This window comes from Dactylosporangium sp. NPDC005555 (assembly GCF_040605635.1).
GTDB lineage: Bacteria > Actinomycetota > Actinomycetes > Mycobacteriales > Micromonosporaceae > Dactylosporangium.
The window spans coordinates 89,748-108,705 of the sequence record NZ_JBEXDG010000025.1 but is presented as its reverse complement, the minus strand read 5'-3'; the positions used below and the strand labels follow the sequence as shown (position 1 = coordinate 108,705).

At 72.7% G+C, this 18,958-nt stretch carries 14 protein-coding genes; 5 read left to right on the top strand and 9 right to left on the bottom strand.

The annotated features are described in order from the left end of the window. Positions 1 to 102: 102 nt before the first annotated feature. A complete protein-coding gene (locus ABZS58_RS27060; RefSeq protein ID WP_354786004.1) occupies positions 103 to 453 on the bottom strand; it encodes a hypothetical protein in 351 nt (116 codons plus the stop codon). On the opposite strand from ABZS58_RS27060, the gene ABZS58_RS27055 reads away from it, so the two are divergent. Further along, positions 434 to 3,292 (top strand): hypothetical protein, encoded by a 2,859-nt coding sequence (locus tag ABZS58_RS27055; RefSeq protein WP_354786003.1) that lies wholly within the window; start codon positions 434 to 436, stop codon positions 3,290 to 3,292. The genes ABZS58_RS27060 and ABZS58_RS27055 overlap by 20 nt on opposite strands. 54 nt (positions 3,293 to 3,346) lie before the next feature. Here the strand turns inward: ABZS58_RS27055 and ABZS58_RS27050 are convergent, their stop codons facing one another. Continuing rightward, positions 3,347 to 4,216 carry an AraC family transcriptional regulator gene (locus ABZS58_RS27050; protein WP_354786002.1) on the bottom strand — a complete coding sequence of 290 codons (870 nt, stop codon included), beginning with the start codon at positions 4,214 to 4,216 and terminating at the stop codon, positions 3,347 to 3,349. Between the two features lie 307 nt (positions 4,217 to 4,523). On the opposite strand from ABZS58_RS27050, the gene ABZS58_RS27045 reads away from it, so the two are divergent. Next, positions 4,524 to 4,670 (top strand): hypothetical protein, encoded by a 147-nt coding sequence (locus tag ABZS58_RS27045; protein WP_354786001.1) that lies wholly within the window; start codon positions 4,524 to 4,526, stop codon positions 4,668 to 4,670. Positions 4,671 to 4,715: 45 nt separating this feature from the next. On the opposite strand, the gene ABZS58_RS27040 is transcribed toward ABZS58_RS27045, so the two are convergent. The 7 genes from ABZS58_RS27040 to ABZS58_RS27010 all read right to left on the bottom strand — a co-directional run bounded on the left by ABZS58_RS27040 (position 4,716) and on the right by ABZS58_RS27010 (position 14,888). Next, entirely contained in the window at positions 4,716 to 6,218 is a 1,503-nt protein-coding gene (locus tag ABZS58_RS27040) for a methyl-accepting chemotaxis protein (protein WP_354786000.1), read from the bottom strand. A gap of 122 nt (positions 6,219 to 6,340) precedes the next feature. Continuing rightward, a complete protein-coding gene (locus ABZS58_RS27035) occupies positions 6,341 to 7,150 on the bottom strand; it encodes an SAM-dependent methyltransferase (protein ID WP_354785999.1) in 810 nt (269 codons plus the stop codon). Between the two features lie 72 nt (positions 7,151 to 7,222). Next, positions 7,223 to 9,211, bottom strand: coding sequence for an extracellular solute-binding protein (locus tag ABZS58_RS27030; protein ID WP_354785998.1), 1,989 nt, complete (start codon positions 9,209 to 9,211; stop codon positions 7,223 to 7,225). 567 nt (positions 9,212 to 9,778) lie between these two features. Then, positions 9,779 to 11,029 carry a calcium-binding protein gene (locus ABZS58_RS27025; protein WP_354785997.1) on the bottom strand — a complete coding sequence of 417 codons (1,251 nt, stop codon included), beginning with the start codon at positions 11,027 to 11,029 and terminating at the stop codon, positions 9,779 to 9,781. A 60-nt stretch (positions 11,030 to 11,089) separates the two neighbouring features. Continuing rightward, positions 11,090 to 13,522, bottom strand: coding sequence for a SpoIIE family protein phosphatase (locus ABZS58_RS27020; protein WP_354785996.1), 2,433 nt, complete (start codon positions 13,520 to 13,522; stop codon positions 11,090 to 11,092). Between the two features lie 124 nt (positions 13,523 to 13,646). Then, a complete protein-coding gene (locus ABZS58_RS27015; protein WP_354785995.1) occupies positions 13,647 to 14,171 on the bottom strand; it encodes a hypothetical protein in 525 nt (174 codons plus the stop codon). 132 nt (positions 14,172 to 14,303) lie between these two features. Continuing rightward, on the bottom strand, positions 14,304 to 14,888 hold the full coding sequence (locus ABZS58_RS27010; protein WP_354785994.1) for a class I SAM-dependent methyltransferase: 585 nt from the start codon (positions 14,886 to 14,888) through the stop codon (positions 14,304 to 14,306). A 175-nt stretch (positions 14,889 to 15,063) separates the two neighbouring features. Here ABZS58_RS27010 and ABZS58_RS27005 point away from each other — a divergent pair, with 175 nt between their 5' ends. The 3 genes from ABZS58_RS27005 to ABZS58_RS26995 all read left to right on the top strand — a co-directional run bounded on the left by ABZS58_RS27005 (position 15,064) and on the right by ABZS58_RS26995 (position 18,871). Then, positions 15,064 to 16,803, top strand: coding sequence for a S8 family serine peptidase (locus ABZS58_RS27005; RefSeq protein ID WP_354785993.1), 1,740 nt, complete (start codon positions 15,064 to 15,066; stop codon positions 16,801 to 16,803). A gap of 197 nt (positions 16,804 to 17,000) precedes the next feature. Further along, a complete protein-coding gene (locus ABZS58_RS27000) occupies positions 17,001 to 17,501 on the top strand; it encodes a SigE family RNA polymerase sigma factor (RefSeq protein ID WP_354785992.1) in 501 nt (166 codons plus the stop codon). After that, on the top strand, positions 17,498 to 18,871 hold the full coding sequence (locus ABZS58_RS26995) for a hypothetical protein (RefSeq protein WP_354785991.1): 1,374 nt from the start codon (positions 17,498 to 17,500) through the stop codon (positions 18,869 to 18,871). Before ABZS58_RS27000 ends, ABZS58_RS26995 begins: the two co-directional genes overlap by 4 nt. Positions 18,872 to 18,958: the final 87 nt, after the last annotated feature.

Here is an 18,958-nt window from a genome sequence, read left to right as displayed (position 1 = left end):
TTCGTCCTCGTCCGGCACCAACCGGCGGCTGCCGGTGCCGAGGTACCCGTCGCGCACGACCGCCAGCATCAGCACGACCGCCCACACGGGAACCGGTTACGGCTACAGCGGGTGGTACAGTCCGTCCGCGTCCTCCTCGTCGGGCGGCGGGTACGGGTACCGGCCGCGGACCGCGACGCCGGTGACCCGCTCGACACCGGTCCGGTCCACGCCGGTCCGGTCCACCCCTGACCGTTCGACGTCGATCCGGTCCGCCCCCGTCCGGTCCTCATCGATCCGCTCGACGCCGGTCCGGTCCACGGCTGCCGGTTCGACGCCACTGCGGACGTCGGTGTACACGCCGGTCCGTTCCGCCCGGCTGCCCTCGACGTATCCGACGATCCGGGAGGTCCAGGCACGGTCGGCGGCGACCAGGACGTCCACCGCGCCGCGGGTGCGGCCGGTCAGCATCACCACCCGCACCGCGGACCGGCCCGTCAGCATCACCACCCGCACCGCGGACCGGCCCGTCAGCATCACCACCCGCACCGCGGACCGGCCCGTCACGTCGCCGCCACCGCCTCCGCCGGGCGAGCGGCCCGGTCCCCCGCCGCCGCCCAGCGGCAAGGCCGGGCCACCGCCGCCGCCCAGTGGCAAGGCGGGCCCGCCGCCACCGGCCAGTGGCCAGGCCGACGCGGCGCCGGCCGCGGACGCCAAGCCCAAGCCCCGGTGGGGCGGCAAACCCGCCCCCGGCGAGGAGGTGACATACGTGGATGAGCTCAAGACGAAGCAGAGCCAGCCGGCGGTCGTCAACCCCCGCAAGGTCATGCGGCAGCGACTGGGCGAGGTCGACCGGCTCCTGAAGTGGCACGACGCGCTGCTGCTGAAGGTCGCGAGCGGCGATGAGATCGCGAGGATCAGGAGGCTGGCCGGGGAGGCGCTGGCGGCTCTGGACGCGTCGAAGGACGAGCCCGACGAGTACCTGATCCAGACCGTCACGGACGCGACCGCGAGCATGAAGATGATCGGGATGCGTCCGCTGCCGGAGACGGACGACTTCGACATCGAGGTCGCCGGGCAGCGGAACGCGCAACGGCGCGCGGCAGAGGCAGCGGCCGAGGCCGAGCGGCGCGCGGCGGAGGCGCGGGGCGAGCCCCTGCCGCAGGACGACGAGGACGCCGAAGACCCGCCGTCGTTCAAGCAGCAGGTCGAGTCGATGCTGGTCCACGTGCCCAACGCGCCGCAGTTGAGCGCCAGCGTCGATTGGGCCAGACGGCTGATCGCCGAGCAGAAGTACTTCACCGCGTCGTACGTGATCGAGCACGTGTACCTGGTGGGCAGCCGCATGGCCGCCGCGGCCAAGGACGCCGAGCGGGACAACAAGCAACGCCGGGAGGACCTGCGCAAGCCCGGCATGGTCGGCGCCGCCGTGGCCGACCTGAGCAACGGCCAGTTCGACAGCGTCCGCACGGCCGTGAAGGGGCTGAAGGACGACACGCTGCTGACCGCCGCGGAGGGGCACCCGAAGCTCAAGGACCTCATCGACCGCGTCTTCGGCAGCCCCGCGGTGGCGACCCGGGCGGCCGAAGCGCCGGACGTCTTCGCCGACCTGATCCTCGGCGCGATCAAGCTGTCCAGGGTCTCGGAGGGCAGGAAGACCGTCAAGGTCACCGAGGCCGACGTGGCGCAGCTGCGCGGCGCGCTCGGACCGGACGCGGCACGGGCCGTGGCGACGCACCTGCTGGTGCACAACTGGCAAGGCGGGAAGGCCTTCGACGAGAACACCATGACCTGGGTCCTCAAAAACATCGACCTCGAGGCGTGGAACAAGCCCAAGCAGGGCCTCGCCGCGCGCGCCTACAACATGCTGTGGCACGCCGGCCGGTTCGGCGACATGATCGCCCTCATCGACCGGGGCGTGAGCCCGCGGCTGCCCGCCACCACCGGGTCGGACAACGGCCGCAACCGCGAAGGCGTCTGGAGCGGGTACATCCAGCCGCTGGAGCACCTGCTCGGCAACTACGTCAGGCTCGCCGACCCCGAGGTCATGGACCGGGAGGTCACCAACCCCGAGGAGCGGCGGAAGGTGCTCGGCGCGGCGGCGCTGCTCAAGACCCTGGCCGGACGCGGCGACACCACGATCGTCACGACGTGGAAGGAGGTGAAGTCCTGCCAGGCCATCATCGGGTTCGCCGACCACCCCGGCACGATCTGGGGCTTCGAGGACGTCCGCCTCCCGTACGTCCAGGCGGCGCACGAGACCGAGAAGGGCGCACAGCCGGTGCGGATGATGGAGATCTGGGACGCCGTCGAGAAGGCCCTCGACGCCACGGGCTACCCCGCGCTGCTGGCCGACCCGGACACCGTCATCGCCAAGTGCATCGACATCGGCCTGGCGAAGCTGAAGACCGGCATCGCCGAGAAGCCGCGGGAGTACTACAAGCGGGACTCCCCCGAGTTCGAGCAGCGGTTCCGGGAGCAGGCGGAGTCATATCTGCGGTTCCTGGCGAAGCAGACGCCCACCGCGAAGCTCGCGGTCGCGGACCTCAGCGGCAAGCGCCCCGACAAGTGGATGGGCGCGCTCGGCTGCAAGGCCGGCCTGTGGTGGGCCGCGTCGAAGGGCGAGCCGGTGTACTACGTCCTCGACGGCCTCAACGAACGCGACGCGATCGACTACAAGGCCTACAAGACGAAGAAGATCAACAAGCGGATGGCCGAACCGCTGAAATTCCAGGCGTTCGGCGAGGTCATCACGCTCTCTGAGATCAGGGAGATCCTCAAGCACTGGGACGACACGGACGACGCGGGCAAGCGGCTGCGCGACGTCGTCAAGATGGTCGAGCGGGGCAACGTCCTGGAGGGCGAGAAGCTCGAGAAGGTCGACGAGTGGGCGCGGGAGATGCGGGCCGCGGACCTCGCCACGAAGGAGCGGCTGAAGCGGACGCCGCCGTCGAAGGCGGCGCTCGCACCGAAGCTCAAAGGGCTGGACACCAACCCGGACCTCATGAGCCTCGACGAGCGCGTCCTGAAGGACGTCGTGCTGCAGGCCGACCTGGTGAAGATGGCGGCCGGCGCCCACCACGAGCTGCTGTCCGGCGCATTGCGCAACTGCAAGGCCCTGTACAGCAGCCTGCTGCTGCCCGAGGACTTCGCGGTCGCATACACCGCCATGCTCGAACTGCCGCTCGGCAAACGTGCGGTGGCCGCCGACGAGCTGAAGCTCGCCTACCTCAACGAGGGGCAGGTGGCGACCGCGCTGCTCGAGCCGCTGCGGACCGCCGTCGACCGGTGGGCCGTCACCGAGATCCGGTAGCCCCGGCACCCGCCGCCCCCGGCTGAACCCGGGGGCGGCGGTGCTGCGGTGCCGTCAGGCCGGCTCGACGGGGAGCCAGAGCTCACAGGTCGCGGTGCTGAGGTCGGCGGCACGGTCGAGCATCGCGACGATCGACGGACCGGGTCGCAGCCGCCACGGGTTGGACGGGAACCATTCCGTGGCGGTGGCCGCCCACGTCGACTGCAACTCCTGCGGAAACGGCCCGGCGGTGTGGAACACGGCCCATCTGCCCGCCGGTACCTCGACGGTGTCCAGGTCCTCGGGGGCCGGGGTGTCCTGGGTGACGGCGACCCCGTGCAGGTAGGTCAGTTCGCTGCCCTCGGCGGCGTCGGGATCGACGTCGTCGCTGACCTGCAGCAGGCCGCCCGGGTCGGCGTTGCTGAGCGACTTCAGCCGCGCGTGCTCCTGCGGTGGCAGGGCGGCGATGTGCCGCTGGATGTGCGGATTGACGCCGTGGTGGATCAGCGGCACGCGGGCCGCGTGACCGATGAGCCGGAACGCGGGCCGTTCGACGATCCGGGTGTCCATGGGGCTGCTCCCTTCGACGGTCAGGCGGAACCTGACCTGTGGTTGTGTGCGAAGGGGGCCACCGTCCCGCCGGACCTCACCGGGCCCGGCGCCGTGCACCGCCCGGAACGCCCGGCCGAACGCCTCGGTCGACGTGTACCCGTGCCGGACCGCGATGCTCAGCAGGTCCTCCGTGCCCCGCACGACATCCGCGGCCGCGACCGTCATCCGCCGGCGCCGCACGTACTCCGACAACGGCATCCCCGCCAGCGACGAGAACATCCTGCGCAGGTGGTATTCGGTCGTGCCGGCCGCCGCCGCCAGCCCCCCGATGTCGAGCTCGTCGGTGAGATGGCGCTCGACATGGTCGACGAGCCGGTTGAGTGTTGCGATCACGTGGCCTCCCTTCGACGTCCAGCCTGATCCAGAGCACCCCGGTCCCGCCCGACAGCTGCGGACCGATCCGATCATCCGATTCTGACCGCCCGTGCCCGCTGCCCGGCCGGCCTTCTCCGGACCCGGCGGGCTCAGCATGACCGGCACCACGAACTGCGCCGCGTGTGTATGGCAGCACGATGCCGGCCACATCAAGACTGGCCGCCGGGTGCCGGTTGAAACAGGATCGAAGCGGGCAACCCTTTCACGAACGTTGCGGCGACCTTCACGGGTCGCCGCTGATCGATGACTGTGAGGAGCGGACCGAATGGCTGAGAACACCAGGCAGACCAGCGAGCAGGCGGCCACGGCGGCCAGCGACGTGCTGCGGGACCCGGACGCGTCAACCGAGGAGAAGCAGGCCGCGGGCAGCGCGTTGTCGCAGAAGGCGCCGAAGGACGACTCCGGGAAGTGATCCACCGGCGAGGGGCCCGGCCGACCGGCCGGGCCTTCGTCGTGTTCAGGTGCGTTCGAGCAGCTGCGCCATGCGGGCCTGGTCCTCCAGGACCTCGTTGATGCGCGCCTGGACGGCGTCCATCTGACCGATGGTCTCGCTGGTGACGTGGATGCCGTCGGTGACGGACTGGGCGTTGGTCTGGATGCCGGCGATCTGGTCGGCGACCTTCTGCGTCGCCGTGACGGTCTCCCGGGCCAGGTCCTTGACCTCGCCCGCCACGACCGCGAAGCCCTTGCCGACGTCGCCGGCGCGGGCGGCCTCGATGGTGGCGTTGAGGGCGAGCAGGTTCGTCTGGTCCGCGATCGACGAGATGATTTTGATGACGTCGCCGATCGCGGTCGACGACTCGCTCAGCGCGGTGACGTTCGCCGTCATCTCCGAGGCGCGGGACACCGCCTCCCGGGCGACCCTGGTCGCGTCCTGGCTCGCCGAGCGCAGCCGCGAGATCGACTCGAGCAGCTGCCGGGCGTTGCCGGCGGCGGTCTCCTGCGCGCGGCAGATGTCCAGGCGCTGCGAGACCAGCTGCTGCACGTTGCGCAGCGCCGACGCGCGTGACTCGCTGAGGTCGATGTACTCCGTCGTGAAGAAGTCCATCGTGCCCACGACCCGGTCGCCGCTCATGATCGGGAAGCAGATGCCGGAGCGGACGCCTGCCCGTTGGGCCGCCGGTGCGCGTACACAATCCGTCAGTTCGGCAAGATCGCGGATGAACACCAGGTCGCGGGCCCGCCACGCGCGGCCGGAGAGCCCGACGCCCTCGGCGAACGTCGCCGCCAAGGTGACCTGGCGGAACTCGTCGCCGGCCGAGCCCGACTCGAACTGGAAGCGCAGTTCGTTCCCACCGGGTTCGATCTCCCAGTACGAGCCGTAGGCCCAGCCGAACGCGCTGCGGACGGTGTCGAGCCCGGCGCGGATCGTGCTCGGCGTGTCGTGCGCCGCGCCGAGCGCCGCGACGACCGTGGTCACCGCGAGCCGGTCGTCGGCGAGCTGCTGCAGCTGCACCGCGGCGAGCGCCTGGGTGCGGGCCTGCTCGGCGATGCGGGCGATCGCGTTCCACTTCTCGGTCCGCGGTCCGTCGACGCGCAGCTCGTGCGGCGAGTAGTACTCGAACACCGCGACGACCTCGCCGGCCTTCACCACCGGGATCGCCACCGCCGACACCGCGCCGGCCCGGGTCGCCGTCTCGCAGCGCAGGCAGTCGTGCACGTCCGGGGTGTGCTCGATGTACGTCGGCCGCCGCGACTGGTGGGTGCGGCCGACCAGGCCCACGGACACCGGCAGGTTCCGCCCGCCCATGACCGCGCGCAGGTCACCGGCGAGCCGGCCGGTCTCGAAGGCGAGCCGCAGCTCACCGGGTGGGCCGGGCAGCCAGACCGCGCCGTACACGAAACCGTAGGACGCGACGAGGGACTCGGCCGTGATCCTCCAGGTGGAGGCCTCGTCCGTGGCCCGTTCGAGGGCGACGATCAGCTGCTCCAGCGACTCGACATCCCTGGGGATCTCCACGTGCCGTTCCTCGGATCGGCTGCGTGCGCGCAACAGGCCCAACGTTTCCCCTCAGGTTCGGCGCGACAGGACCGACAACCCATCGGCAACCCGGCGGCGGAGCTGAGGGCAACGCCGGCGGTTTACGGTTTGCGGCCCACCACGCCGTAGATCTGCAGGTCCTCGCTGACGGGACGCTCGCCGGAGGCGTCGTCGGGGCGCCAGTCGCCGACCGGCACGATGCCGGGCTCGACGATCTCCAGCCCGGCGAAATACTGCTCGATCACGCGCTTCGGCCTGGCCCGCACGTCGGTGCGGCCCGCGGCGAACATCTGCTCGTAGGCGGCGATGCCCTGCTCACCGCTGAAGTCCATCGTGCCGTGGGTGATCACCAGGTAGCTGCCGGACGGCACCGCGTCGAGCAGGTGCCGGACCACGGCCGCGACCTGCTCGTCGTCGTGCACGAAGTGCAGCGTGGTGATCAGCAGGATCCCGACCGGCTTGCTCAGGTCGAGGACCTCGCGGAGGCTCGCGTGCTCCAGGATCGCCCCGGGGTCGCGGACGTCGGCCTCGAGGTAGGCGGTCGCGCCCCGCTCGTCGCCCTGCAGCAGCGCGCGGGCGTGCACCATCACGATCGGGTCGTTGTCGACGTAGACGACCCGGGAGTCGGGCGCGACCCGCTGTGCGACCTCGTGGGTGTTGTCCGGCGCGGGCAGGCCGGTGCCGAGGTCGAGGAACTGCCGGACGCCGGCCTCGGCGAGGAAGTGCACGCCGCGGCGCAGGAACGCCCGGTTGGCCCTGGCCAGGGCGACGACCGCGGGGAACGCGGCGGCGATCGCGTCACCGGACTCCCGGTCGGCGGCGAAGTGGTCCTTGCCGCCGAGCCAGTAGCTGTACCGCCGCGCCGGGTGCGGCACGGAGGTGTCGATCCGGCTCTGCTCGCTGCTGTCCACCGGCATCCTTTCCAGGCGGCTTTTCCGTCGTGATCGAACCTAATGGGTCGGGTCACGCGCCGCCAACGCCGGTCACCCTCCGATGCCGGTGTTGCCCGGGTCGGCCAGGGTCTCGTCGATGTCGGCGCTGGTCCGGTCCAGGATCGCCCGCACCTGGTCGCGGGACAGTTCCCCCGGCGCGTGCCACAGCTCGGCGAAGTCCTTGGCGATCACGCTCTCGACGACGATCCAGGCGGCGACCGACGGGTACATGCGGCCGTGCCCGATCATCTCCCGGAACGCGGCATACGCGGGCTCCGTCTCCAGCTTCGTGCCGGCCACCGCCTCGGACCGGGCGGGCCACAGCCCGGTGCTCACCGCGTAGCGCTGCTGGCTCTGCTTCCCGGTGAGGAACCGGACCCATTCGAACGCGGCACCGGGGTGCTTCGCTTCCTTGAGGATCGCCAGGTTGGACCCGCCGAGGAAGCCGTACCGGCCGGCCCTGCCCGCCGGCAGCGGCGCGGTCGCCCAGCCGGCCCTCAGCCCCGGGCGCCCCGGGTCGGCGAGGAAGTCGCCGACGGACTGCGAGTTGTCGATGGTGACCGCACCCCGCCCCGCCGCGAACGCGGCCGGCACGTCGTTGGACACCAGCTGCGCCACCTGCGGGTCGTTGTACTTCGCGACCAGCCGCTGGTAGTAGTGCACGGCGTCGACCGCGGCGGGCTCGGCCAGCCGCGACGTCATGCCCGCCGGGTCCAGCAGGTCGCCGCCCGCGCTCCAGACGAACGGCGCGACGTTGTGGATGATCCCGAACGTGTTCTCGTTGCCGATCGCGAGCGGCGCGACCCCGCCGCCGGCGACCTGGATCCGCTGCAGCGTCGCCTCGAGGGACTCCCACGTCCGGAACGCCGTGGCCGGGTCCACGCCGGCGGTGGCGAGCACGTCGGTGCGGTAGAACAGCGCCCGCACGTCGACCAGCCAGGGCATCGCGGTCGTGGCCGGGGAGCCGATCAGGTGGCTGGAGCTCCAGCTCGCGGCGGTGAAGGCGTCCTGCCCGCCGACCGCGTCGACCTCCGCCGCCGTGTAGGGCCGCAGCGCCCCCAGCTCGCTGAACCCACCGACCCAGGTCGTGCCGAGCTGCGTGACGTCGGGCCCCTCACCGCTGGCCGACGCGGTGCTCAGCCTGGTCAGCGCGTCCTCCCACACCACCCGCACCGGGTTGACGGTGATGTTCGGGTGCGCGGCGTGGAACTCCTTGGCCTCCTCGGCGACCGCCTTCTCCTGCAGTGGCCCGCCCGACGGCATGTACCAGAAGTCGATCGTGACCGGCGGCCGGTCCTTCGCGTATCCGACCGCCTCGGGGGCGCCGCCATCACCGCCCGCGCAACCGGACATGGCCAGTACGGCGACGGCGGCGACCGCCAGGAGTCTCAGCACCCCCACCAGATCGGCCGCGGCGGCCGCCGGTTGAGGATCAGCGGACCGGCCGCAGTCCCAGGTGCTCGCGCAGGGTGCTGCCGGTGTACGCCGTACGGTAGACGCCGCGCTCCTGCAGGGCCGGGACGAGCAGCTCGACGATGTCGTCGAGGCCGTGCGGGACGAGGTACGGCGAGACGTTGAACCCGTCGACGGCGCCGTGCCGCACGAAGTGGGCGAACTTGTCGGCGAGCGCCTGCGGGGTGCCGACGTGGCCGCAGGCGCGCTGCCCGAGGTCGACAGCACGGCGAGGTCCTCGTCGAGCACGAGCGGGTGCAGCCGGACACCGTCGACGCCGCCGTGCGCGTTCAGGTCGCGCAGCAGTGCGACGAGTCCGCTCGGGCCGCCGGTGTACCGCAGCCGCCCGGCGCTCCGCCATGGCGCGTAGCGGTCCAGCTCGTCGACCCGTTCGGCGCCGTCCACTGTGGACGTGTCGAGGGCGGCCTCGATCTCGGCGAACGTCCGCGGCGTCCTGCCCGCCGCTCGCCGGACCTCGTCGATGCTGTCACCGCCGACCAGCGTCACGTCGGCGGCGGCGTCCCTGCCGTCCGCGAACACGACCAGCTGTCCCTGCGGCGGCCGCGGGACGATCGCAGGGCCCTTCACCGTTTACGTGGCGCGCCGGTGAAGCCGACGTGGTGCAGCCGGCGCCGGTCGAGGTACCGCCCGGTGGTGACGTCGCGGATGTCGTCGACGCCTTCCATTACCGGGGTCGCATACTCCCCATCAATCCTACCGTCTAGATAGTAATTGGTCCACGACCCGTGACGATGCCGACCCGGCGTTGACAGTGCCGTACCGACGCTGCTGCACTGTGGACATGGCACGCACGCCACTGTGGACCCGCGACCACATCGACTTCGGTCGAGTGTGGTCCGCCTCCTGTCCCGCCTGACACGCACCCGCTTCCTTCGGCGACCTCCCACCCTTGAGGAACAGTGATGTCAGCTCCGCGTGCCCGCAAGCATCCGTCCACAGTAGACAAACACAGTTACGACTCCGAGTACGTCGTCGTCGCGGTCCCCGTCCCGGGCGGCCCGCCCGACGACGTCGCACCCCCGCTCGTCTTCCGCCTCCAGCCCCGCCACCGATGACCCGCGCCGCCGCCTACCGCCGACTCCGCGAACAGCGCTCGATGGGGTGCCGCCGGGCTGACGCCCGCGCTCGTGCCGGTCAGGGGAGGAGGCCGGGGAGCTCGCAGGCGGTCTTGGCGGCGCCGCCGGTGTCGGCGTGGCACCAGTCGATGTCGGCGCCGCCGTCGAGGGTGTCGTAGGCGGCGCCGCCGGACAGGGTGTCGGCGCCCTGGTCGCCGTGGATGGTGTCGGCGTCGGCGCCGCCGGACAGGCTGTCGTTGCCGAAGCCGCCGTAGATGGTGTCCGCGCCGCCGGTGTCGGTGACGGTGTCGTTGCCGCCGAGGCCGTACGTGGTGTCGTTGCCGCCCATCGGGTAGATGGTGTCGTTGCCGCCGGTGACCGGGAGCCAGTTGCCGGTCGGGTCGCCGCGTAGGACGTTCGCGGCGTCGTTGCCGTACAGGACGTCGCTGCCGGTGCCGCCGGTGAGGTTCTCGACGGCGGCGCCGATGGTGTCGCCCTCGCCCGCGGCACCGTCGTTGCCGACGCCGTCGAGGCTGGCCGTGACCGGCACCGCGTGGTCGGCGTAGCTGACCGTGTCGACGCCGGTGCCGCCGTACATCGTGTCCGCGCCGTCGCCGCCGATGAGGGTGTCGTTGCCGCCGCCCGCGCTGAGCAGGTCGTCGCCCGCGCCGCCGGTCAGCGTGTTCGCCCCGGCGTCGCCGATCAGCGTGTCGTCGCCTGGCGAGCCGATCACCGACTCGACGGCGTCGAGCCCGTCGTGCTCGGGGCCGCCGTCGCCTGTGGACAGGTCGACGGTCACCGGACCGGGGTGACCCGCGTAGCTGACCGTGTCGGCGCCGGCGCCGCCGTCGATCTGCTCGCCGTGCGTGCTCGACGTGATGATGTCGTCGCCGTTGCCGGCGGCCACGTTGGACCCGGCGACGGTCACCCCGGTGAGGTCGATGGTGTCGTCGCCGTCGCCCGTGCCGATCAGCCAGTGCACCGAGCCACCGCCGACGATCCTGACCCGGTCGCCGCGGTCGCCCGGCTCGACGTGGACGTCCGGCGACATGGACACGGTGCACTGCGCGAGCGTGTCGTCGGCCGCCACGGGATGGGTACAGTCGCCGGAGACCGCGACCGGGTGCACGTCGTCGACCGTCACGGTCGTGCCCACCTTGGTCACCACGATGTCGTTGGCGAAGCCGGCCGCGCCGCTGAACGTCATGTTGTGGGAGATGTCGGTGCCCACCGTGCCGCCGGCGAGCCCGCCCGCCGCCGCGGGCTCCGCCGTGACCAGCACGGTGCCCACCATCGCCGCCACCGTGAGCGCGCTCAGCCGCTGCATCATCCTGCCGTGGTAGCAGCGCCCCGGGCGACCTGCCGCTCGTGGTCGGCTACCCGACACGCATCAGGCACGCGGCAGGTCGAACCAGACGCGCTTGCCGCCGGTGGGGACGAGCTCGGAGCCCCAGGCGGTGGCGAGGTGCTCGATGATGTGCAGGCCGCGGCCGTTGTCGCTGTCGGCGTCGGTCGGTGACGTGCGGCGCTCCGGAGGGCGGATGCTGGTGTCGTGGACGGTGACCCGCAGCAGGTCACCGAGGCGCAGCTCGACCGTGACGTCGCCGACGGTGTGCTGGATGGCGTTGGTGATGACCTCGTCGAGGAGCAGCAGCGCGTCGTCGACGACCTGCGGCTGCTGCCAGGCGGTGAGCACGTCGGCGGCGAAGCGGCGGGCCGCGGACGCGCTGATCGCCTCGCCGCGGAAGCGCCGCCGGGCGGTCGGCGGGCCGGTGGGCACGGCGTCGCTGGTGAGGCACAGCACGGCGACGTCGTCGCTGCGCGGCCGCGGGCCGACGTCGCTGGTGAGGATGTGGTCCAGGGTCTCGCCGGGGTCGCGGGTCGGCGCGCTGTGCAGCGCGGCGAGCAGCTCCCGCAGGCCCTGGTCGATCGGGTGCCGGCGGTCCTCGACGAGGCCGTCGGTGTAGAGCAGCAGCGTCGCCGCGGCCGGGAGCAGCAGCGTCGTGTCGAGGTAGACGGCGTCCGGGGTGACGCCGAGCGGCGGGCCGGGGCGCAGCCGCAGCCGGTGGACGCCTTCGGCGGTGCGCAGCATGGGCGGCGGGTGCCCGGCGGAGACCGCGGTGGCGGTGCCCTCCTTGAGGTGCACCTGCAGGTAGCAGCAGGTGGCGATGGTGTCCGGGTGCATGTCCAGCAGCAGCCGGTTGACGTGGTGCACGATGCTGGCCGGGTTGTGCCGCTCGCTCGCGTAGGCGCGCAGGGCGTTGCGGACCTGGCCCATCGTCGCCGCGGCCGACGCGCTGTGACCGGCGACGTCGCCGATGACGACGCCGACGACCCCTTCGCCGAGGTCGATGATGTCGTACCAGTCGCCGCCGACGTCCGCGCCCTGGGTCCAGGGCAGATACCTGGCCGCGTGCCGCAGCCCCGGCACGTGCGGCAGCGTCGCGGGCAGCAGCGCGCGTTGCAGCGCCGACGCGAGGGTGGTGCTCGCCTCGAAGAGCAGCGCCCGTTGCAGCGCCTGCGCGCCGAGGCCGGCCAGGGCCATGAGCGTGGCCTGCTCGTCGTAGTCGAAGTCGCGGGGTTTGCGGTAGCCGACGACGAGGGTGCCGAGGACCTCGCCGGCGACGGTCAGCGGCAGGAACGCCCACGCCTGCCGTTCGCCGGCCGGCACCGCGGTCCCGGGGTCCGGCTGCGTGGCCTGGAACTGGGCGAGCGACGTCAGGTACAGCGGCTGCCCGGTGCGCGCGACGGCCGTCGCCGGATACGGGTGGTCCAGTGGCAGCTCCCGCAGCCGGGCGACGACGTCGGGCTCGTAGCCGTCGTGGAAGCGCAGCTGCAGCTGACGGTCCTCGAGCAGCAGCAGCGCGAGGCCCTGCCCACCGGCCGACGGGCGCAGCACCGAGCCGATCGCCGCATACACCTCGGCGGTCGTGCTCGCCGCGACGAGCGCCGTCGTCGCCGTCTGCAGCGCCGTGGCGCGCGCCGCCGCATCGGTGGCGCGGGCGGCGGCCTGCTCCGCCTCCGCGGCGATGGCGGCGAGGTGCCGCTGCTGCTGGACCTGGTCGGTGACCTCGCGGAACGACACGGCGACCGCCGGGGCGCCGGCGTCGGCGCGGGCCCGGGCGATCTTCAGCTCCCACACCTGGCCGATGTCGGGATACGCGCGCTGCTCCAGCCACGGCTCGCCGGTCGTGGCGACCTGGCGATACCGGTCGAACAGGCCGTCGTCCCAGCTGCCGGGCAGCACGTCGCTCAGGCGGTGGCCGATGAGGTCCTCGGGGGTGCGCCCGGTGAGCTTCGCGCCGAGCTGGTTGACGTAGTCGCAGACGAAGTCGACGATCACGCCGTCGCCGCCGGTCACCGCGCGCAGCAGGGTGAAGCCGTCGAAGGCGGCGTCGAGCGCGTCATACAGCCGGGTCCCGCCGGCCGACTGCGGCGCGACGGTCAGCTGCCGCAGGTCGACGAACCGCGCCCCGAAACCGTCGCCCCACGGGCTGACCCGCACCTCGAAGTGCCCGGTCAGGTTCGGCCGGTCGTAATACACCGTGCGGGTGACCGGCTCGCGGGTCTCCACGACGCGGCGATACAGCGGGATCGTCCCGTCGTGGACGGTCTCCGGCCACAGCTGCCGATACCGCCCACCGAGCAGCTCCTCGCGGGGGCGCCCGACGAACCGGCAGCCGGCGTCGTTGACATACGCCAGGTCGAAGTCGACGATCAGGCCGTCCTCACGCACCGCGGTCGCGAGGACCCAGCCCTGCCGGTCGTCGTCGAGCATCGCCAGCAGCCACCCGTCCGGAAGCGCGACGGCGTCGTCGGCCAACGAGCCACTCCCTCCGGACCCGCGTCCCCGTGACGCCCCTGCCAGCTCTCCGTCCAGTATTTCGCATGGACCGACCTGCGTCGAACTCCCGCCGACGGCAGGTCGCCGCCCCTGCGGGGAAGGATCAGTTGCCGGGCCACCACGGCTGGTCCCACAGCTGCGGCGTGCCGGTCAGCCACGGCAGCAGCACCAGCAGCGCGACCCACGGCATGACCCCGACGATCAGTGGCGTGCGGCGTCCGCGACCGTATCCGGCGCCCTTCTTCGGGCGGGGCGGCGGTGTCTCGGCGACGGCCACCTGCCCGCCGCTGAGCTCGTGGACGGCCGCGGCGACCGGGGCGGTGTCCTCTGCGACCGGCACCAGGTAGGCCCGGTCCCGCCCCTGGACCAGGACGTGCAGGCTGCGCTGGCTGCCGAAGTACGCGAACCACGCCGCGTGCACGTCCTCCCACGGCACCGTGGTCAGCCCGGTCGAGAACGCCGTGGCCCGGATCTTGAAACCTTCGGCGGTCACCACCCCGACCGGCCCGTTGACCGTCAGCAGCAGGGCGACAAGGCCCGCCACCCCAGCGACCCCGAACACGACGAGGACGAGCATCAGGTAAGCGCCCTTGACGCCCAGCGCCAGCGCGTACACCACGATCAACACGCGCAATGCCAGCGTCATCGCGAGCGGGCCTGCCGCCCGCCACCGAGACCGCACGAGCACGAACTGGCTGTCCGCCACAGTATTCTCCCCATCGAAGGCGTCGCGCCATCGTGCCAGAAGCCCCCCGGGCGATCAATCCACGCTGACCAGCAGGTATCGCTCGTCGGTGACGGCCTTGCCCCACAGGACGGCGTCGCGCAGCGGCCGCACCTCGGCGCCCCGGCCGTGACGGCGCACCAGCGCCTCGCACTGCGCCGCGGACAGTCCGGCACCCGTGTCCCATCGTCCTTCGATGAGGACGAGCCTGCCGCACCGGCGCAGCAGCCGGATCCATCGGCCGACGGTCGCGTGCGGGTCGGGCACCGCCCACAGGACGTGCCGGACCAGCACGACGTCGAACGTCCCGGGGGCGAACGGCGGCAGGCTCGCGTCCCCTCGCACCAGGGTCACCCCGACGCCGTGCTCGGCGGCCTTGCGCCGGGCGACGCCGAGCATCCCGGCCGACGCGTCGAGGCCGGTGAGGCGGTGCCCGGCCGCGGCGAGCAGGACCGAAAGGCTCCCGGTCCCGCATCCGATGTCGACGATCGACGCGGGCGCGTCGGGCAGCACCGGCGCCAGCAGACCGGCCCACGCCCCGCGCACGGCGGGGTCCTTCAGCCCGTGGTCGGCCTCGTCGTCGAACGTCGCCGCGTGCCGGTCCCAGATCGTCCCGCCCATCCCGCAAGCATTCCAGACATCGGGTCCGGGTGCGGTCCGGTTGCGGGACGGGTGCGGTCCCGGTCGATGTGGCACGGGTTACGCGGGTCGGGCGGCGGACCGGCCGATGAGAGGACAACGGCCGTCCGGCAACCGCCGCACGATCGAAATGACCGCAGCACGCGATGGAGGTTTGATGCGTTCAGGTTCCCTGCTCAAGGCAGCTGTTGCCGCGACCGCGGCGACGGGTCTGCTGGCCGGGCCGCTCACCGGGCCGGCGGCCGCCGCCGCACCCGCCGGGCAGACCACCGCACCGACGGTAGCGGTGATCGTCAGGCACGACGGCAGCGGCGCCGCGGAGGCGGCCGTGACCCGCGCCGGCGGCACGATCGGGCAGCATCTGGATCTCGTCGGGGCGTTCACCGCGCAGCTGCCCGCGGGTGCGCTCGCCGCCGTGAGCCGCGCCCCGGGTGTCCGGGCCGTCACGCCCGACGGGCAGGTGCGGATGCGGGGCGAGGAGTGGAACGCCGACGAGGACCAGCACTCGATGTCCAGCCTGACCCAGTCGATCGGGGCGCAGCAGGTGTGGGCGACCACGGACGCGTCCGGTGCCGAGCTCACCGGGCAGGGTGTCGGCGTGGCCGTCATCGACTCCGGCATCGCGCCGGTCGAGGGCCTCGACGCGCCGGGGAAGGTCATCAACGGGCCGGACCTGTCGTTCGAGTCGCAGACGCCCGCGCTGCGCAATCTCGACACGTTCGGTCACGGCACGCACATGGCCGGCATCATCGCCGGGCACGACAGCCGGGTGCAGGCCGGCAAGAAGCAGTTCACCGGGGTCGCGCCCGACGCGCACCTGCTCAACATGAAGGTCGCCGCGGCCGACGGGGCCGTCGACGTGTCGCAGGTGATCGCCGCGATCGACTGGGTCGTGACGCACCGCGACGACCCGGGCCTCAACATCCGCGTCCTCAACCTGTCCTTCGGCACCGACTCCACCCAGGACCCGCGGCTGGACCCGCTGTCGTTCGCGGTTGAAGCGGCCTGGAAGAAGGGCATCGTGGTCGTGGTCTCCGTCGGCAACGACGGCCTGGCCGAGAGCCGGGTCGGCATGCCTGCCGCGAACCCGAACGTCCTCGCCGTCGGCGCGGCCGACCCGCTGAGCACCGCCGACCGCTCCGACGACGTCGTCGCCGACTTCAGCACCGGCGGCAGCCAGACCCGCCACGCCGACCTCGTGGCCCCCGGCAAGTCGGTCGTGTCGCTGCGCGTGCCCAACGGGTTCATCGACGCCGCCTACCCGGAGGCCCGCATCGCCGACGACCCCGCTCAGCGGTACTTCCGCGGCAGCGGCACCTCGCAGGCCGCCGCCGTCGTGTCCGGCGCCGCCGCCCTGCTGCTCCAGCAGCGCCCGGACCTCACCCCCGACCAGGTGAAGAAGCTGCTGACGGGCACCGCCGACGCCATGCCCGCCGGCGACCAGCTCGCCCAGGGCGCGGGCCAGCTCGACATCGCCGCCGCGGTGCAGGCGCCGACCCCGGTCGCGTCGACGCAGACGTACCTGCCGGCGACGGGTCTCGGCTCGCTGGAGGCGTCCCGCGGCACCTCGCACGTCGCCGACCCGGACACCGGCACCGAGCTCACCGGCGAGTTCGACATCATGGGCCAGGCGTGGACCCCGGCCGGCTGGGCGCAGGTCTGCACGACCGGCGCGGCCTGGTCCGGCGACACGTGGAACGGCCGCACCTGGTCCGGTCGCACCTGGTCGGGCAGCAACTGGGCCGGTCGCACCTGGTCCGGCCGCACCTGGTCCGGTGCCGTGTGGGACGGTCGCACCTGGTCGGGCCGCACGTGGTCGGGCCGCACATGGTCGGGCCGCACCTGGTCCGGCCGCACGTGGTCGGGTCAGGCCTGGTCCGCGAGCGACTGGGGCTGATCGCCGGTCGCGCCTGTGCGAGGATGGCGTCGATGTCGCCCGCATCGATCGATGTGGCGCTCGACGCCTTCCTCGCCGACCGCACCCCGCACTGCGGCGGCCGCGAACTCGGCCGGTCCCCGGCTGAGAAATCCCGAGCAGCGGCACAACCGAACGGACGGGTGCTGCGATCCAGGAGGTGAGCAGGGAGGAGCCGCATGCGGGCCGACGAGGAGCACGCCTACGCGCAGTACGTGAGCAGCCGGGTGCTCGCGTTGCGGCGGACCGCCTATCACCTGTGCGGTGACTGGCACGAGGCGCACGATCTGGTGCAGGCGACGTTCATCAAGCTGTACCGGCACTGGGGCCGGGTCAGCGCCGCGGACTCCCCCGACGCGTACGTGCGGCAGGTCCTCGTCAACGTGTTCCTCCAGCATCGCGGTACGTGGTGGGCGCGCAACGTCCGGCCGTTCGGTGAGCTGGCCGAGCAGCGGACTCCGGAGCCGTCGACCGAGCAGCGGATCGATCTGCGGGCGGCGCTGGGCAGGCTCGCGCCGGGGCAGCGGGCGGTGCTCGTGCTGCGGTACTGGGAAGGGCTCGACGTCGCCGAGACCGCCCGGGTCCTCGGGTGCTCGACGGGCACGGTGAAGAGCCAGACGTCCCACGCCCTCGCGGCGCTGCGCCGGTTGATGCCCGACTACGCCTGGGAGGCGCGGTGAGCGAGAAGCTGTTCCGGTCGGTGCCGCTCGACGAGCCGCCGCTGCCCGTCCAGTACGTCGAAGGTCTCGTCACCGCGGGACGCCGGTCCGTGCGGCGGCGACGGGTGGCTGCGACCCTGGCTGCGGCCCTGGCCGTGGTCCTCGTGCTGCTGGTCGGCGCGGGCGGGCTGGTCCAGCTGGTGGCGCCGCCCGCGGTGCCCGCCGCGCCGGACGCGACCCCGAGCCTGCCCGACCGCATCGCGCCGTTCTCGTCGCTGACGGGCACGGTCAGCGACTCCCCCGGTGGGCGGGCCGTCATGCTGTACCAGTTCGGCAGCGGCGAGCTGTTCAACCAGTTCCAGCCGCTCGCGCTCGGCGCCGACCGGGACACGTACCGGCGGCTCGACGCGGCCGAGGGGCGGCGCGGCGTCCGGTCGTGGCAGCTGTCGCCGGACGGGACGACCGCCGTCGTCACCGACGATCTCGTCGCCGTCGACGCGCTGACGCTGATCGACCTGCGCACCGGGCGCCGGCGGCAGGTGATGCTGCCGGCACCGACGGGTGCGGTGCCCCTCGCGTTCTCCCCCGACGGGCGGACGCTGGCGTATTCGGCGGTGCCGACGCCGTTGAGCGACCAGTACAACGCCATGCCGGCCGAATCGCGGCGCACCGGGGTGCTCGTCCTGGTCGACCTCGCCACCGGCCGGCACCGCACGCTCAGCGGCGTGACCCCGGTCTTCGCCGCGTCGTTCGCGCCCGACGGGCAGCGGATCGCGGTGCAGACCGGCCCGCGGGTCGAGATCGTCGACCTCGACGGCCGGGTCGTGCGCAGCGTCGACCTGCCGAGCGAGCACATCCTCACGGGCAACGCCGCGTGGTCGCCGGACGGGCGGCTGCTCGCCGTCACCGGCGCCACGACCTCCACCGGCGAGGACGGCGTCACCTCCTACAACCGGCGGATCGTGTTCGTCGACGCGACCGGCGAGGGGACCGTCGCGGCGCCGATCGCGGCGGAGGAGATGCTCGGCTGGCGGTCCGCCCGCCGGGTGATCGCGCAGGTCGCCGCCGGCAACGGCCCCGGCGAGATCCGGGACGTGCCGCTCGACGGCGGCCTGCCGGGCACGCTGCTGAGCCGGTTCGACGACGGCAGCAGCTGCGAGTACGGGACCCGGACGTGCCAGGCGTTCGAGATCCGAATGGCGACCGGGCTGCTGCCGTCGCTGGTGGTGCGGCGCGCCGACCCCGACCGCGGGCCGTGGCCGGGGTGGTTCGTCGTGACCGTCGCCGGCGGCGGCGTGCTCCTGGTCGCCGTGGCGTTCCTCGTGTACCGCCGGGTCACCCGCCGCGGTGGGACATCCCGCGGGGCGGCCCGGCCGCTTCCGGAGCCGTGACCCGTTCCACCGGGGCGGCCTGCACGTCCGAACCAGAGATCGACGAGCCCCTTACTGCACTAACACCAGATTCGCCGGAGTCGATCC